11 protein-coding genes and 1 pseudogene are annotated in these 15,645 nt (G+C 48.0%); 4 read left to right on the top strand and 8 right to left on the bottom strand.

The annotated features are described in order from the left end of the window. Nucleotides 1-25: 25 nt before the first annotated feature. The 3 genes from FC652_RS17120 to FC652_RS17110 are packed head-to-tail and all read right to left on the bottom strand — an operon-like array spanning nucleotide 26 to nucleotide 5,228. Nucleotides 26-3,088, bottom strand: a complete 3,063-nt coding sequence (locus FC652_RS17120; protein ID WP_176299522.1) for an efflux RND transporter permease subunit — start codon at nucleotides 3,086-3,088, stop codon at nucleotides 26-28. Further along, nucleotides 3,085-4,155, bottom strand: a complete 1,071-nt coding sequence (locus FC652_RS17115; protein WP_176299521.1) for an efflux RND transporter periplasmic adaptor subunit — start codon at nucleotides 4,153-4,155, stop codon at nucleotides 3,085-3,087. Before FC652_RS17115 ends, FC652_RS17120 begins: the two co-directional genes overlap by 4 nt. Beyond that, complete coding sequence (locus FC652_RS17110; protein WP_308699261.1) at nucleotides 4,155-5,228, bottom strand: efflux RND transporter periplasmic adaptor subunit; 1,074 nt, start codon at nucleotides 5,226-5,228, stop codon at nucleotides 4,155-4,157. Before FC652_RS17110 ends, FC652_RS17115 begins: the two co-directional genes overlap by 1 nt. A gap of 161 nt (nucleotides 5,229-5,389) precedes the next feature. On the opposite strand from FC652_RS17110, the gene FC652_RS17105 reads away from it, so the two are divergent. After that, nucleotides 5,390-6,115, top strand: coding sequence for a TetR/AcrR family transcriptional regulator (locus FC652_RS17105; protein ID WP_176299520.1), 726 nt, complete (start codon nucleotides 5,390-5,392; stop codon nucleotides 6,113-6,115). Here FC652_RS17105 and FC652_RS17100 read toward each other — a convergent pair. The 3 genes from FC652_RS17100 to FC652_RS17090 all read right to left on the bottom strand — a co-directional run bounded on the left by FC652_RS17100 (nucleotide 6,105) and on the right by FC652_RS17090 (nucleotide 9,339). After that, nucleotides 6,105-7,205: a trypsin-like serine protease gene (locus tag FC652_RS17100; protein WP_176299519.1), complete on the bottom strand. Its 1,101-nt coding sequence runs from the start codon at nucleotides 7,203-7,205 to the stop codon at nucleotides 6,105-6,107. The genes FC652_RS17105 and FC652_RS17100 overlap by 11 nt on opposite strands. A gap of 86 nt (nucleotides 7,206-7,291) precedes the next feature. After that, the gene (gene gcvT, locus FC652_RS17095) at nucleotides 7,292-8,425 is read right to left on the bottom strand and encodes a glycine cleavage system aminomethyltransferase GcvT (protein WP_130191599.1); all 1,134 of its coding nucleotides are present in this window, start codon (nucleotides 8,423-8,425) and stop codon (nucleotides 7,292-7,294) included. Between the two features lie 290 nt (nucleotides 8,426-8,715). After that, nucleotides 8,716-9,339: a helix-turn-helix domain-containing protein gene (locus tag FC652_RS17090; RefSeq protein WP_011081169.1), complete on the bottom strand. Its 624-nt coding sequence runs from the start codon at nucleotides 9,337-9,339 to the stop codon at nucleotides 8,716-8,718. Nucleotides 9,340-9,722: 383 nt separating this feature from the next. On the opposite strand from FC652_RS17090, the gene FC652_RS17085 reads away from it, so the two are divergent. The 3 genes from FC652_RS17085 (at nucleotide 9,723) to gcvP (ending at nucleotide 14,410) form a co-directional block, all read left to right on the top strand. After that, nucleotides 9,723-11,018, top strand: coding sequence for a serine hydroxymethyltransferase (locus FC652_RS17085; protein WP_043877501.1), 1,296 nt, complete (start codon nucleotides 9,723-9,725; stop codon nucleotides 11,016-11,018). 42 nt (nucleotides 11,019-11,060) lie between these two features. Then, nucleotides 11,061-11,441, top strand: a complete 381-nt coding sequence (gene gcvH, locus FC652_RS17080; protein WP_011081167.1) for a glycine cleavage system protein GcvH — start codon at nucleotides 11,061-11,063, stop codon at nucleotides 11,439-11,441. 104 nt (nucleotides 11,442-11,545) lie between these two features. Next, on the top strand, nucleotides 11,546-14,410 hold the full coding sequence (gcvP, locus tag FC652_RS17075; protein ID WP_176299518.1) for an aminomethyl-transferring glycine dehydrogenase: 2,865 nt from the start codon (nucleotides 11,546-11,548) through the stop codon (nucleotides 14,408-14,410). Between the two features lie 325 nt (nucleotides 14,411-14,735). Here the strand turns inward: gcvP and FC652_RS17070 are convergent, their stop codons facing one another. Together FC652_RS17070 and FC652_RS17065 are read right to left on the bottom strand one after the other, a co-directional pair. Beyond that, a complete protein-coding gene (locus tag FC652_RS17070; RefSeq protein ID WP_040111191.1) occupies nucleotides 14,736-15,395 on the bottom strand; it encodes a hypothetical protein in 660 nt (219 codons plus the stop codon). Between the two features lie 106 nt (nucleotides 15,396-15,501). Next, a pseudogene (locus FC652_RS17065) lies at nucleotides 15,502-15,645 on the bottom strand (ISAs1 family transposase); the annotation flags it as partial.

Here is a 15,645-nt window from a genome sequence, read left to right as displayed (position 1 = left end):
CGATAAAATATGTCACTTGAAAGGCTTATAGCGGCCTTGCCGGCTTAATGCCAAACAAAATAGCAAACATAACGGGCACGACGACTAAGGTTAGTACCGTCGCGAAACCCAAGCCTGCCATGATGGTAATGGCCATAGAGCCAAAGAACGCATCAAACACCAACGGAATCATGCCAAGTATGGTAGTCAATGCCGCCATGCTGACAGGGCGAACACGGCTCACCGCGCTATCGATGATGGCAAGATACGGATCTTTCCCTGAATCGAGTTCCAGATTGATCTGATCCAGCAACACAATGCCATTTTTCAGAATCATACCGCTAAGGCTCAACAGGCCAAGAAAAGCGGTGAAACTGAACGGCATGTTGGTGACCAACAATCCAAGTGCCACACCAATGATAGAAAGCGGCACCGTGAACCAAATCACCAGCGGCTTTTTGAACGAATTGAAAAGCAACATGGTGATAATGAACATCGATAAGTAACCCATCGGCAAGGAACCAAACAACGCGTCCTGTGCATCTTTCGATGATTCGTATTCCCCACCCCATGTGATTTCATAGCCATTTGGAATAGGCAGCGCCATCACTTTAGGTTGCACGCGGGCAAATAAACTTGCTGCCGTGTCCTCGCTTAGCACGTCGTGGTCAGCCAACACGGTCAACGTGCGTTTACGGTCGCGGCGTTGTATTAACGGCTCTTCCCAATCTAAAGTCACACCATCGATGATTTGATCAACCGGAATGTAGCTTTGCAACGATGGGCTCCAGATGCTGACGTTTTGTAGCGATTCAAAGTCCACTCGTTCTGTTTCTGGCAATCGCACCATAATCGGCAAAATATGTGTGCCATCTCTGAGTAGACCCAATGTGCTGCCACCAAAGCTCATCTGCAAGGTGCTCGACAAATCTTCTTTTGAGATACCTAAACGGCGCGCTTTCGATTCGTTGAAAATTGGCACGATTTGCTTCGTTCGCTCACGCCAATCGTGGCGTATATTACGAGCACCCGGATCGGTATGGAGAATGTCTTCCACTTGAACCGCCAACGCTCTAAGCACTTGTGGATCTGGGCCAGTAATGCGCGCTTCAATCTTAGATGCCGGCGATGGGCCAAACTCCATCAGCTTTAATTGGAAGGTTGGCTTATCAAAAGTTTTGGCTAAGCGGCTATCCAGTTCGTTAAGCAGCACAAACATGGTGTCGCGATCCGTTGTTCGCACTTGAAATTGCGCATACGCTTCGTAGTTCTTGGCCGGCTCATAGGTTAATGCAAATCGCTGCAAGCCCTGACCAATCGATGCTGATACAAAGTCGATGTTTGCTTGTTGGCGAATGTAACTTTCCACTTCACTGGCTTGCTTCATGGTTTCACGAATGTCCGTCCCTTCTGGCATCCACATATCCACGTAAAACATCGGCGTGTTCGATGGCGGGAAGAACTGCTGCTTAACATGACCAAACGCCACTACCGCGCCAACGAGCAAGGCCACCATGCCTGCGACCGTCAGCCAACGAAAACGTAACGCCCACTTTAGCGACGCACCAAATGCGACAAACAACCAACCTTTGTATGGGTCTTCTTCATCGGCAGCGAGCGTCTTGTCTTGCTCTTTCAAGAGCAGATCCGCCAGAAACGGGGTCAGCGTGATGGCGGTGATCCAGCTTAAGAACAGCGAGAAACATAAAACCCAGAACAGCGACCCCATGAACTCGCCGGTTGCGTCCTGTGATAAGCCAATCGGCGCAAACGCAGTGATGGCAATCACGGTCGCCCCCAACAATGGCCACTGAGTTTGTTTCACAATGTCGGTCGCGGCTTGGATTTTTGTGCGCCCTTTCTTTAGGCCCACCAAGATCCCTTCCACCACCACAATGGCGTTATCCACCAGCATACCTAGGGCGATAATCAACGCCCCTAGCGAGATTCGGTGCAGTTCAATGTCGTAATGATTCATCAAGATAAAGGTGCCGAATACCGTCAGCAGCAACACCAAGCCGATGATCACCCCACTACGAAGCCCCATAGTGAACAGCAAAACTATAATCACGATTGCCACCGCTTCCGCTAGGCTAATCACAAAGGCTTTCACTGAATCATCCACTTCTTGTGCCTGATTGTAGAAGTAGCTCATGTCGATGCCTGCTGGTTTGATGCTTTCTAGGCTGGCCAGTTCCGTTTCAATACGCTGGCCCACTTCCACCACATTCACGCCTGAAGCAAATGAAACGCCGATATTGATCGCTTTCTTGCCGTTAAACAACAGCACATTGTCGGGCTTTTCTTGAATGCCACGAGTAATGGTCGCCACATCTTTTAAGCGAATAAGATTCCCGGTATCGCGGCCATGAATGATCAGATTTTCAAGCGCGTCGACGGTGTTCAACGTGCCGCTTGGGCGAATCATCAAACTCTCGCCATTAACCATCACTTCACCGGCAGAAACCACGTTGTTCTGCTTATTGAGTAAACCGGAAATGACGTTCATATCAAGGTTGAGCGCGGCAAGACGATCGAGGGAGATTTCAACAAAGAGTTGCTCTTGTTGATCGCCTGCGATGTCCACTTTGCCCACACCATCAATCAGTTCAAGCTCACGAGTCAGTTGGTCTGCGTAGCGTTTCAGTTCCACATAATCGTAATCGTCGCCCGTGAGCATCAGCATCACGCCGTATACGTCACCAAAATCATCAATAATTTGCAGAGATTGAACACCTTGCGGTAACGAGGGTTGCAGATCATTGATTTTACGGCGCATCTCATCCCAGATTTGTGGTAGCTCGTCTGGGCCGTAATCCATCTTCATGCTCACCATGATTTGCGACAAACCATTCGATGAGGTGGACGTGATCTTATCGATGTAAGGCAGCTTGCGGATCTCTTTCTCGAGTGGATAAGTCAGCTCTTCTTCAACCTCTTTCGACGTCGCGCCCGGGTACGTAGCAATGACCATCGCATCTTTAATGGTGAACGCAGGGTCTTCCAAACGCCCCAATTCTAAGAATGACGTGACCCCGCCAATGGCGAGAATAACGATAAACAGCCAGCTGATGACTTTGTTCTTGATAGAATATTCCGCAATGCTCATTCTTGTTCCTTCTCTACCACATCCACGTGTTTGCCTTCGCGCAACTTGCGTAAATTCGAATTCACCAACACATCACCTTGTGCCACTCCCGATGAGACAATCGCCCCATCGCCGTGGATTTGTTCAATGACCACGGGCACTTTAGTGACCGCGTCACCATTTAATTTCCAAACAAAGAACTCCCCTTCCTGACTTCCCGCTTGCAGTGCTGTCATCGGAATGGTGTAGCCATCAATGGCTGTAATGCCCGCTGCCGCCATATCAACCAGCACGCTGACACTGGTACCAGGCAGGATCTCACTTTGCTGCAACGGCTGTGGCATCGATAAGTACATTTGGTAAGTTTGGGTTTGCGCATTCGGTTCACTGGTGTGTTCCAAATAATTGAGTGCGAACGTTTTCTGCACGCCAGAAAACGTCGCTTGGGGCTGGTAATCCATACTTTGTGTGTTCGGGTTGACCAAAGCTAACACGTTGTCGGACAACTCAATTCGCACGTACACCTTGTCGTTTTGATACAAACTGACGATCGGTTCACCAATCGCGACGCGCTCAAAACGTTCTTTGTACACGTCCGAGATCTTACCGGTGAACGGGGCAAACAATCGGGTGTAGTTGAGTTGGTTTGTTGCGTTGTAAAAATTGGCTTCAGCCAACTCTTTGCTCGCCGTGAGCGCATCTAACTCCGCGTTAGAAATCATCCGTTTGGCGTAGAGCTCGTTACCACGTTTCAGCTGACGAATCGCCAAGTTGTATTGCGCTTGTGCATCGTTCACTGCTTGTTTTTCTTTGCTGTCATCAAGCTTAGCGATCATCTGACCTTGCTTGACGAGATCGCCCGCGTTGACCAAAACATGCTGAATTTCTCCTGCGCGGCGAAAGGCGATCGGTGTTTGCTCTGCGGGCACAACTTGGCCCTTAAAGGTGCGATACTGGCTCTTCACAGGCGCATCAACAGAAACGGTTGAAACGTACAATGGCGGCTCATTAAACGACTGTGGCTGGGAATCACACCCTGTCAGCACGGCCAGCGCTATTGCTGAAAGTAGTAATAAAGGACGTTTCATTAAATACCCTCCTCGCGTACCCACGCTTTGACGACTTGGCCTTCCACCAAACGCTCGACACCCGCAATGACCACGTAGTCATTGCTGTCGAGGCCAGATTCCACGCCACCATGATCATTTAAAGAGAGCGTCACTTTGTTGACTTGCTGCGTCTCACTGTCCATCACCCACACCTCTCCTTGCGAGGCTTGTTTTGTCACCCACGCGGTGTTTGGCAGCATCACCGCGTTGGAGAGGTTTTGCTTAGCAATGTGGACTTGCCCCGTCATCCCCGTTAACAAATTGCGATCTTCCGGTCTATCGATGGTGACGATCACTTGGTAGCTATTGGTGTCTGGGTTTGGTCGAGTTGAGATCTCTTTAAACTGACCAGAAATGCGCTTATTGGGTTCGCTGTCCATCGTCACCCACATCTCAGCATGTTTGAGCGCCGCCAGAGAAAGCGATTCAACATAGGTCACAGGCAATGCAAACGACACATCCAACACACTGTTGTCGATAAGATTGAGGATCTCTTGTTTTTCCGCCACCATTTGATGAGGTTTGACATAGGTGTAAGAAACCACGCCATCAAAAGGCGCGTGAATTTTGGTGTAACTGAGATCGGTTTTGGCTTGCTCCCAATTGGCTAGCGCCGCTTTGTATTGGGTTTCTTGCTGATCATAGCTATCGGCGCTGACGAGTTTTTTCTCATACAGTTGCTTAGCTCGTTGCCATTCCGTCTTCGCCAGTGAGTATTGCGCCTGAGCGGCGTTAAGTGCCAATTGCAAATCTTTCGGGTCAAGCGTCACCAAAACATCACCTTGGCTCACCTCTTCCCCCATCTTGACCAATAATTGCTTAATTTCACCGCCCACTTGGAAAGAGAGCTGAGCGCGATACGTTGCGTCGATTCGCGCTAAAAAGGCATCCGATTCAGCAACGCTCAGATCGTCCACCGCCAGTAACTTAACGGGTTTGATCAGAGGATCGGCAGGCTCCGATATGGCTTTGTCACAGCCCGTCAGCAGTGTTGATAGACCAAGCATCACCACAACAGCGACAGACGTGCGTGTTATCTGGGGTTTGCGCACTGAGATTCTCCATTTCTTTATTTTGCTATACAGGTGTGCAGTATATGAAGAATCAAAAAATGATCAATATATTTTCCACATGGACAATATAAGAATTGGTCAAATTGTCTCGTTTCTGGTAAAAATAGGCGCGTTGATGGATATCTGAGAAAACTCGAACGATGACTGAAAGAAAGCAAGGTCGAAGAAGTGCCGAAGCGGCCGAGCAAACTAAGTGCATGATCCTTAAAGTAGCAGCCGATATGTTCTGCGAGTTGGGTTACGAGCGCATCTCTCTGCGAAACATCAGTGAAAAGGCAGGCGTGTCGCACAGTTTGATTCGCCACCACTTCGGTAGCAAAGAGAAGATTTGGCAAGCCGTCAGTGATGGTATGGACGAGTTTTTGCAACTCTACATGGCAGAGCTCATCAACCAAATGCCAAAAGAGATGCCATCAAACCGAAAAATTTATCTGTTTATGGTTCGTATGCTCGCGTTCGCTTTGGTCAATCCTCACCCGATTCAAATGATTGCCGATGCGATCCGCCAAGCGGATGACGCCCTACTGCAATACTTCCTCAGATCAAAAGACGAGTTCGCTGAAATCTTTACCAAGCTATTTGCCGACTACAATGTGGAATACCCAGAAACACCCATCGATCAATGGGAATCCAAATGGCAGATGCTGATCTTTGCTCATGGAGCCATCACACTGGCCCCGATGATGAAAGAGACGTGGCCCGACGATGCGGAAAACCGTGACCAAATACTGCTCAATCATTGGGAGCTGTTTAATACCATCATGGCGAACCAATTTGGTGTGGAAAAAGCACAAATGATTCACCCTGCGAAGTTGAACGATATCGTCATCGATATGTTCTGCCCAATTGAAGATCTCACTCCTTAGGGCGTTTCAGCGAAAAAATAGACACCCAAACTCGAGGCAAACAGGCATGCAGTAGGTAGTACATCAACAGCCATAGCCCTACTGCCCCGCCCCCCGAAGAATTGCCAAAACTTATTGGGACCTCTTCATTGCTAGCAGATGAACCGGTGTCATCGACACTGCCACTATCGCCATTAATGTAGTCTAAGCGCATCTGCTCCGTCACCGCGACTTTCGCGCTTTCATTGCCTGCCAAAACACTGTCTATCCACGCCGCATAGTCGGAAATTTCAGTGAACACTGAAGTCACCGCCCAGTTAGGGTCGCCACACACTGACGGACCAAAACTCGTCAAACCCACTTGGATCATTTCACCATTATTAAGCCAATAGACTGGGCCACCAGAATCCCCGTTACAGGTACTATTTTTAAGCTGGCTCTGTTGACTGAACTTGCCATCGAAACAAATTTGTTTGTTGGTCAGATAAACCCCATCCGAAAAGATATTGGCACATTGAGTATTACTGATATAGGTCAACTGTGTTTCTTGTAGCTGAGATTCGTTGTCGTACCCAGTACTCGTATTGCCGTGACCAACAGCAAAAAACGTTTCGGATGGACTTCGATACACCTCGCTCTGTGGTCTTTTTACCACATCATTGACCGAATCAATGTTCATTGGGTTTTCGAGTTTTAGAATAGCGATATCATTTGGAAAGAGCGTATAAGGACTGTTTGAGAAATTATCGGGATAAAAGATTTTCGCCACGCGGTGACGTTGAATATTGCCAAATGGGTAGTCGTTTTCATCTTGAAGCTGTGGCACCACCACCAGAAAGAGCGCCATAGAACCCAAATCTTCCACACAGTGCGCGGCGGTCAGCACATGCGAAGTGTCTAAAATGGTTGCTCCACAACTTGCCCAAGGGAAGTAGACACCGTCGTATTCGAGTGAATCAAAAAAAAGACTGGCAAAAGAAGAATACCGGTTAACATCAATCACCGTTCCGTTGACGATACGGCTTTCGACTTCGTTAGCGGCAAAAGAAAAGCCTGAGAAAAGCAGCGCCACACACAAGGTGATTTTGGCATGAGAATGAATAGAAAACATAACACCGCGCCCCTATGTTAGAAGCGCGGTGCCAATTATTCGCAAAAATAAACGTCGTATTTGCGGTAACTTAGCTCAACGCCTCATTAACCACGGTAGTAGCGTTGTGGTACAAACGGCATTTTCTCTACCGTCATTGGTAGCAGTTTGCCACGAACTTCAGCAAACACTTCAGTGCCGATTTCCGTTAGGTCTGAACGTAGATAAGCCATGGAAACTGGCTTGCCCGCATTTGGACCTGCGGTACCACTGGTTACTACACCCACTTTATTACCTTCTCCATCAAACAGCTCTGCACCTTCACGGACTGGTGCTTTGGTTTGACCAACCAGACCAACACGCTTGCGAGATACATCCTTGGTTTCAATCTGCTTAAGGATGATGTCTGCCCCTGGGAAGCCACCTTCACGCTCACCACCTGCGCGGCGAATTTTCTGAATGCCCCACAATAGGCTGGCTTCTACTGGCGTGGTGGTTTCATCAAGATCATGACCGTACAAACACAAACCACACTCTAGACGTAACGAATCACGTGCACCAAGACCGATCCATTCGACTTCTTCTTCCGCGGTCAATGCACGAGCAAGCGCTTCTGCTTTGTCTGCTGGTACAGAAATTTCGTAGCCGTCTTCTCCAGTATAGCCGCTGCGAGAGATGATGCATTCTACGCCAAGCAATTCAAGCTTTTGCACGTCCATAAACAGCATCTCAGCCACTGCAGGTTGGAAGCGGCTCAACACCTCAACCGCTTTGGGACCTTGAATAGCAAGCAGTGCGCGATCATCAATGATTTCAAGTTCAACGTCTGATGGAATATGTGCTTGCAGATGGTTGATGTCTTGCTCTTTACATGCAGCATTGACGACAACAAACAGATGATCACCCAGGTTAGCCACCATGAGGTCATCCATAATGCCGCCCTGCTCGTTGGTGAAAAACGCGTAACGCTGTTTGCCTTCACCCAAATCAACGATATCCACTGGAACCAGTGACTCAAGAAACGCCGCTGCGCCCGCACCGTGCAGTCTTAGCTGCCCCATGTGAGACACATCAAACAGGCCTGCCGCTTCACGCGTGTGCAAGTGTTCTTTCTTCACACCTAACGGGTATTGAACTGGCATGTCGTAACCAGCGAATGGCACCATTTTCGCACCCACTTCAATGTGCAATGCGTGAAGTGGTGTTTTAAGTAGTACTTGGTCTGAGTGTTCTTGAGTCATTTTCGTCTCCATTAGCTAGACCCATCACAGCGATCTATCAGCAATTAATTGTCCAGATTTCCACTCAAAGGAAACTGTGTTTCCAATAATAAACATGTGTTGTGCTAATTTGCACGTTCAACCTACTGGGTCCTGTTCAAAATGTGACTTTTAACAATTTAATCACATTAAGCAGCCACAAAAAAAGCGCCGCATTGAGGGAATTATCATCAGAGCGGCGCTATTCTAATCTTGTTTCAAACAAAAGCAAACGTTTGCTTTCACTATAGGAAATTTACATCTTTTTAAAACTATTTTGCTGTCACCCACAAAATATGCGCATCTTCCTCGCTAACGGAGACCAACATATGCCCCATGTTCGCATCGTAATAGACGCTGTCTCCTTCGCTCAGCACCACAGGCTCATAGAACTCAGAATAGAATTGCACCGCACCAGATAAGATCAGCAAGAACTCTTCGCCATCGTGACGAACCCAATCGCCATACTCTTCAAACGTGCGCGCATGCACCACACTTTTGAACGGCATCATCTTTTTATTCGACAGCTGAGTGGCCAACAGTTCGTGCTCGTAAGTTTGTGTTGGGTGCGGTTTCCCTTGCCCCGCCAACGTAATATCACGACGGCCAGTCGCAACCTTTTTCCTTGGTGGTTCAAAGAGTTGTGGCATATCAATTTTCAAACCGTGCGCGAGTTTCTGCATTGCTTGAAAGGTAGGAGAAATCTGTTCGTTCTCGATTTTGCTCAGTGTTGAACGCGCCAAACCGGTTCGTTGGCTGGCTTCTTCAAGCGTAATACCGAGGCGTGAGCGCACTTCTTTAATGCGTTGGCCAAGCTTCAATGGCTCGATATTTTGCTCTTGCGATTCTTTCGCTAATGTCAGGGACGGGTACTCGTCATACAATTCTTCCGACATAAATCCCTCATGTTTCTTATACGCTTCCTGTTTACAAAACATTGTGCATGAAGCGTAAAGTGGAGAAAAGTCCACCAAGTTAAATAAAGCGTGCTCCTGTTAACAAAATCCGAATCTCTGTTTCCTATAGGAAATTTTTGTTGATTGTTCACTGAACAACGGGTATGTTACCGACTTGTTAGATGAAGAGATGCTTTTTCCGCTTGAAATAGACAATGGATTTGATGCTATTCAGCGGCCTTTTGAACCCATTTGGGACGGAATTCACTCTGTTTGGTGTGTGAAAACAAATCACAAAAACAGCGCCAAACGGTTGTTATAAAGGACGGTCGGATCGTAAAGCAAAGACGCCGATTCGACGGATGATTGAAAGGTTATCTACCATGAATAGTCATTACCAAAATCACAGCTTGGAAAACTTTTTCTCGACTAACTTGTCTGCAACGGATGATGCCGTTTTTGCTGGTATTCAAGCCGAATTTACTCGTCAAAATGAACAAATCGAATTGATCGCTTCTGAGAACATCGTGTCTAAAGCGGTCATGCAAGCGCAAGGTACCTGCCTCACCAATAAATACGCAGAAGGTTACCCCGGCCGTCGTTACTACGGTGGTTGTGAACACGTTGATACCGTGGAAGCCATCGCTATCGAACGCGCGAAAAAACTTTTTAATTGCGAATACGCAAACGTTCAACCGCACTCTGGCGCTCAAGCCAACGGCGCGGTGAAACTGGCGCTATTGCAACCTGGCGACACCATTATGGGCATGTCGCTCGATGCAGGCGGCCACTTAACTCACGGTGCGCGCCCTGCACTTTCGGGCAAATGGTTTAACGCCGTTCAATACGGTGTTGATAAAGAGACGCTCGAAATCAACTACGATGATGTTCGCGCACTGGCGGTAGAACACAAACCCAAAATGATTATTGCGGGTGGCAGCGCGATTCCTCGTGTGATTGATTTTGCCAAGTTCCGTGAAATCGCTGACGAAGTTGGCGCGATTTTAATGGTTGATATGGCGCACATCGCTGGTTTGATCGCCACAGGCGCACACCCTAGCCCACTGCCTCATGCACACGTGGTGACCACCACCACACACAAAACGCTACGCGGACCACGCGGCGGCATGATCCTCACCAATCACGAAGAAATCATTAAGAAAATCAACTCTGCGGTATTCCCTGGCCTACAAGGCGGCCCGCTGATGCACGTGATTGCAGCGAAAGCAGTAGCGTTTGGCGAAGCACTCGGCCCTGAGTTCAAAACTTATATCGATTCGGTGATCAATAACGCAAAAGTTCTTGCTGAAGTGTTGCAAACTCGCGGTTGTGACATTGTGACTGGCGGAACGGACACGCACCTAATGCTGGTTGATCTTCGTCCTAAGGGATTGAAAGGTAACAAAGCAGAAGAAGCACTAGAGCGTGCGGGGATCACATGTAACAAAAATGGCATCCCATTCGACACAGAAAAACCTATGATTACATCGGGTGTTCGTTTGGGCACGCCAGCGGGTACAAGCCGAGGCTTTGGCGCAGAAGAATTCAAATTAATAGGTCACTGGATTGGTGACGTTCTCGACGGGTTAGTTGAAAACCCAGAGGGCAACGCAGAAGTAGAACAACGCGTGCGTAAAGAAGTAAAAGCACTCTGTTCACGCTTCCCACTTTACCAGTAACCACAAATTTAAATCTTAATACGATATTTTGGAGATTATGCAATGGACAAAACACTGAAGTTTACAGAAAGCCACGAGTGGGTTCGCGACAACGGTGACGGCACTGTAACTATCGGTATCTCTGAGCACGCTCAAGAAATGCTGGGTGATGTGGTATTCGTCGAGCTACCTGAGCTTGAAGCGGAAATCGAAGCGGGTGAAAGCTTTTCACTGGTTGAATCCGTAAAAGCGGCGTCAGACATCTATGCACCAGTAACCGGTGAAGTCGTTGAAGTGAATGAAGAGCTTTCTGATAGCCCAGAGCTAATCAACGAGGAACCGTACGAAGGCGGTTGGATTGTTAAGGTGAAACTGTCTGATCCTTCAGAGCTTGATAATCTGAAAGATGCAGAAGAGTACCTAAACTCAATCGAAGAAGATTAATAAAGGAATTTTGATATAAAGCTGCCTCCTCCCGTGGGCAGCTTTTTTTCAAGGCTGTGTTTTTAGCGCTCGCGCTTTCTCAGCTCTCTTGAAGGTAAAGGACCATGACTGAATTACTTCAAAGCCTCAACACACAACACGAGTTCGTTGGTCGCCACAACGGACCAAACCACGCCGATCAACAAAAAATGCTTTCTACCATTAACGCAGAAAGCCTAGATGCCTTGATCGCACAAACCGTTCCAGCACAAATTCGCCTAGAAAAGCCAATGCAACTGGCAGAAGCGCAAAGCGAAGCAGACATGCTGGCATCGATCAAAAAGTTCGCTGATTTAAACCAAGTTAAGCGCACTTTCATTGGCCAAGGTTACTACAACACCTTCACGCCAAACGTTATTTTGCGTAACGTACTGGAAAACCCAGGCTGGTACACCGCTTACACGCCATACCAACCAGAAATTTCTCAAGGTCGATTAGAATCATTGTTGAACTATCAACAAATGGTGATGGACCTAACGGGCATGGACATCGCAAACGCCTCTCTACTCGATGAAGCCACCGCAGCCGCAGAAGCGATGACGCTTTGCCAGCGCGCTGGTAAGAGCAAGAGCAAAGTCTTCTTCGTAGCAGACGATGTTCACCCACAAACCATTGAAGTGATCAAAACTCGCGCGAAATACTTCGGCTTTGACGTAGTGATCGGCAATGTAGATGCACTACCACAAACAGAAGCGTTCGGTGCCCTACTTCAATACCCAAGCACAACGGGCGAAGTTCGCGATCTCACCGATGTCATCGCACAAGCACAAGCCAACAAAACACTGGTTTCAGTTGCTACCGATCTCCTCGCTTCTGCACTTGTGAAGCCAGCTGGTGAAATGGGCGCAGATGTTGTCATTGGCTCAGCACAACGCTTTGGCGTACCTATGGGTTACGGTGGCCCGCACGCAGCATTCATGGCAACGCGCGAACAGCACAAACGCACCATGCCAGGCCGTGTGATCGGTGTTTCTATCGACGCCAAAGGCAACCAAGCACTGCGCATGGCAATGCAAACACGTGAGCAGCATATCCGCCGCGAGAAAGCGACCTCGAACATCTGTACGGCGCAAGCACTGCTTGCCAACATGGCATCGTTCTTTGCCGTGTACCACGGTGAAGAAGGCATCCGTACCATCGCGCGCCGCACTCACCACATGACGGCCATTCTTGCTGCTGGCCTAACCAAATCCGGTTACGAGCTTGCGCATAACGCGTTCTTCGACACCATCACCATTAACACTGGTGACAACACTCAAGCGCTTTACGCCAAAGCACAAGCGGCAGACATCAATCTGCGTCTGCTTGACGGCCAAATCGGCATCAGCTTTGACGAAACCACCACCGTGGCCGACATCGACGCCCTGTTCGCGATTTTCGATGCGAAAGAGAGCGTAAACGCACTTTCAACCGACATCGCAGGCAACGAATTTGCCGCGATTCCAGAAGCGTGTCGTCGTACTAGCCGTTTCCTAACTCACCCTGTGTTCAACACTCACCACAGTGAAACACAGATGATGCGTTACCTAAAACAGCTAGAAAACAAAGACTTCTCGCTCACTCACGGCATGATCCCACTGGGCAGCTGTACGATGAAGCTCAACGCCGCCGCAGAGATGATCCCTGTAACTTGGCCTGAGTTTGGTGCGCTTCACCCATTCGCGCCTATCGAGCAAGCTGCGGGTTACACTGCATTGGCTGAAGATCTCAAAGCGAAGCTGTGTGAAATCACTGGCTACGATGCGTTCTCACTACAACCAAACTCAGGCGCTTCTGGCGAATACGCTGGCCTTATCGCGATTCAGCGTTACCACGAGAGCCGTGGCGAAGGTCACCGCAACGTGTGTTTGATCCCAAGCTCCGCGCACGGCACCAACCCAGCAACGGCTGCGATGGTTTCGATGAAAGTGGTGGTGGTGAAATGTGATGAAAACGGCAACATCGACCTTGTCGACCTTGCTGCGAAAATCGAAAAACACCAAGAAAACCTATCAAGCATCATGATCACGTACCCTTCAACGCACGGCGTTTACGAAGAGCAAGTGAAAGAAGTGTGCGAAATGGTTCACGCGGCTGGCGGTCAGGTTTATCTTGATGGCGCAAACATGAACGCGCAGGTTGGCCTAACGTCTCCGGGCTTTATCGGTTCAGATGTTTCGCACCTTAACCTACACAAAACCTTCTGTATCCCACACGGTGGCGGCGGTCCGGGTATGGGTCCTATCGGTGTGAAATCGCACCTAGCGCCTTTCCTGCCTGGTCACATCGAAAACGGTGTGGAAGGCAAAGAGTTCGCAGTTTCCGCAGCGGATCTCGGCAGTGCATCAATTCTGCCAATCTCTTGGGCTTACATTGCAATGATGGGCGCAGACGGCCTAACAGAAGCAACCAAAGTGGCGATTTTGAATGCGAACTACGTGATGGAGCGTCTACGCCCGCACTACCCTGTTCTTTACCGTGGCACCAATGGCCGCGTGGCGCACGAATGTATTATCGATATTCGTCCGCTGAAAGAAGAAACAGGCATCAGCGAAGAAGACATTGCAAAACGTTTGATGGACTACGGTTTCCACGCGCCAACCATGTCGTTCCCTGTAGCAGGCACACTGATGGTAGAGCCAACGGAATCGGAAGATCTGGAAGAGCTAGACCGTTTCTGTGACGCGATGATCGCCATCCGCGAAGAGATGACCAAAGTGAAGAACGGTGAATGGCCACTGGAAAACAACCCTTTGGTTAACGCGCCACACACGCAAGTAGACCTAATGGAAGAGCAATGGGATCGCCCATACCCACGTGAAATCGCGTGCTTCCCATCTGCTGCGACTAAGCGTTCTAAATACTGGCCAACCGTGAACCGTGTAGACAACGTCTACGGTGACCGTAACCTAGTCTGCTCATGCCCAGGCATTGAGAACTACGAAGAGTAATTTTGTAGTAACTGAAATAGCAAAGGCGAACCGATGGGTTCGCCTTTTTGTTTGGGTTGTTTGTTGAATGAGGTGCTAGATTGTTTTTGGACATAAACGTGTCAGTGAACTTTCTAAATTAGCACCTCACGGATAACTTCAGGTATTGCACACCTCGAATCAAGTGGCCAAATTTACTCAGCCACTACAACCAAGGCTGAAACAAAAGTTCATATTGTCGGAGATAAGTCGGTATTTGAATCGGTGACTAAAGAGTTAAGTCATACCACTTTGCGCAACAGTTACCCTTCTGTCTTATTAAACAAATATTATGATATTTTAACTATCACTTGATCAGATTTGAGTCTAGCAGGTACTTTTTCGGGTAATTCTTATCTGCTAATGCCAAAAAACACTGTAGTTCAGCAAACTTATCATATCCAACTTTTAATGAGCTAGAGTTTTTAAAGAAGATATCAAAGTGATATCTAGGATGAACATCTCCATTCTGGCGGTCAGGGTCATCATCGAATCGAAAATACCCATGATCATCAGAGAGTAGCGATGCAAACGTATCTGAATACTTCGCTGCCTCAGTCCATTCCATTCCAAAGTTTTCATGCAGCGAAAGAACAATATCATCATGGGAATAAATGTTTCCGTGAACTGTTTGAATCGCATTCCTAATGATTGAAATAAACCTACCACTTACCGCTTCTTCAAGCACATCACAGTTGAATGATATTTCATTGTTACCCAAGTGGACTTGAAATGGATTTGACATAGAAAAATATCCATCATCTTTTCTAACCAAAAATCGATGAAAATCTTTGGTGAACACAGCCACATCAAACCCATCTTCACCAGTTTCTATTTGTTTTTCTGGGTGAGAATTAATCGCTTCAACTAGAACTAGTACGTTCCATAAGTTGTCAACAGGGTCTCTGACGGATCGCAGCCGCTGCATAAAATGTGTAGGAAAATTTTTATAGTAAAATATGCTCATAACTTTTCAAAACGCTTGTATTCTGCATTGATAAGAACGTTAAAATAGTCTTCCTCATATTCAACATCGCCCATCACTTCCAGGGCGGGAGCATACTTTGGTGGATTTATAACCCCAAGAAGACTCTTGCCCTATAATCATCGTTCCAACCCGCTTTCTTCATCTTCACTTTTTGGCTCGGAGCACCACAGTCGCATTGCTTGAGCATATTCATGACAAAACGTCTAAACAACGCGATGTTTTCAACAGC

Source organism: Vibrio sp. 05-20-BW147 (assembly GCF_013369385.1).
GTDB lineage: Bacteria > Pseudomonadota > Gammaproteobacteria > Enterobacterales > Vibrionaceae > Vibrio > Vibrio floridensis.
The sequence above is the reverse complement of the archived record's forward strand: the minus strand, read 5'-3'. Positions and strand labels throughout refer to the sequence as shown.

Excerpts from the sequence above, each read along its gene's own strand:
- FC652_RS17120 (WP_176299522.1), bottom strand. The coding sequence starts at position 3,088 with ATGAGCATTGCGGAATATTCTATCAAGAACAAAGTCATCAGCTGGCTG.
- FC652_RS17115 (WP_176299521.1), bottom strand. The coding sequence starts at position 4,155 with ATGAAACGTCCTTTATTACTACTTTCAGCAATAGCGCTGGCCGTGCTG.
- FC652_RS17105 (WP_176299520.1), top strand. The coding sequence starts at position 5,390 with ATGACTGAAAGAAAGCAAGGTCGAAGAAGTGCCGAAGCGGCCGAGCAA.
- FC652_RS17100 (WP_176299519.1), bottom strand. The coding sequence starts at position 7,205 with ATGTTTTCTATTCATTCTCATGCCAAAATCACCTTGTGTGTGGCGCTG.
- gcvT (WP_130191599.1), bottom strand. The coding sequence starts at position 8,425 with ATGACTCAAGAACACTCAGACCAAGTACTACTTAAAACACCACTTCAC.
- FC652_RS17090 (WP_011081169.1), bottom strand. The coding sequence starts at position 9,339 with ATGTCGGAAGAATTGTATGACGAGTACCCGTCCCTGACATTAGCGAAA.
- FC652_RS17085 (WP_043877501.1), top strand. The coding sequence starts at position 9,723 with ATGAATAGTCATTACCAAAATCACAGCTTGGAAAACTTTTTCTCGACT.
- gcvH (WP_011081167.1), top strand. The coding sequence starts at position 11,061 with ATGGACAAAACACTGAAGTTTACAGAAAGCCACGAGTGGGTTCGCGAC.
- gcvP (WP_176299518.1), top strand. The coding sequence starts at position 11,546 with ATGACTGAATTACTTCAAAGCCTCAACACACAACACGAGTTCGTTGGT.
- FC652_RS17070 (WP_040111191.1), bottom strand. The coding sequence starts at position 15,395 with ATGAGCATATTTTACTATAAAAATTTTCCTACACATTTTATGCAGCGG.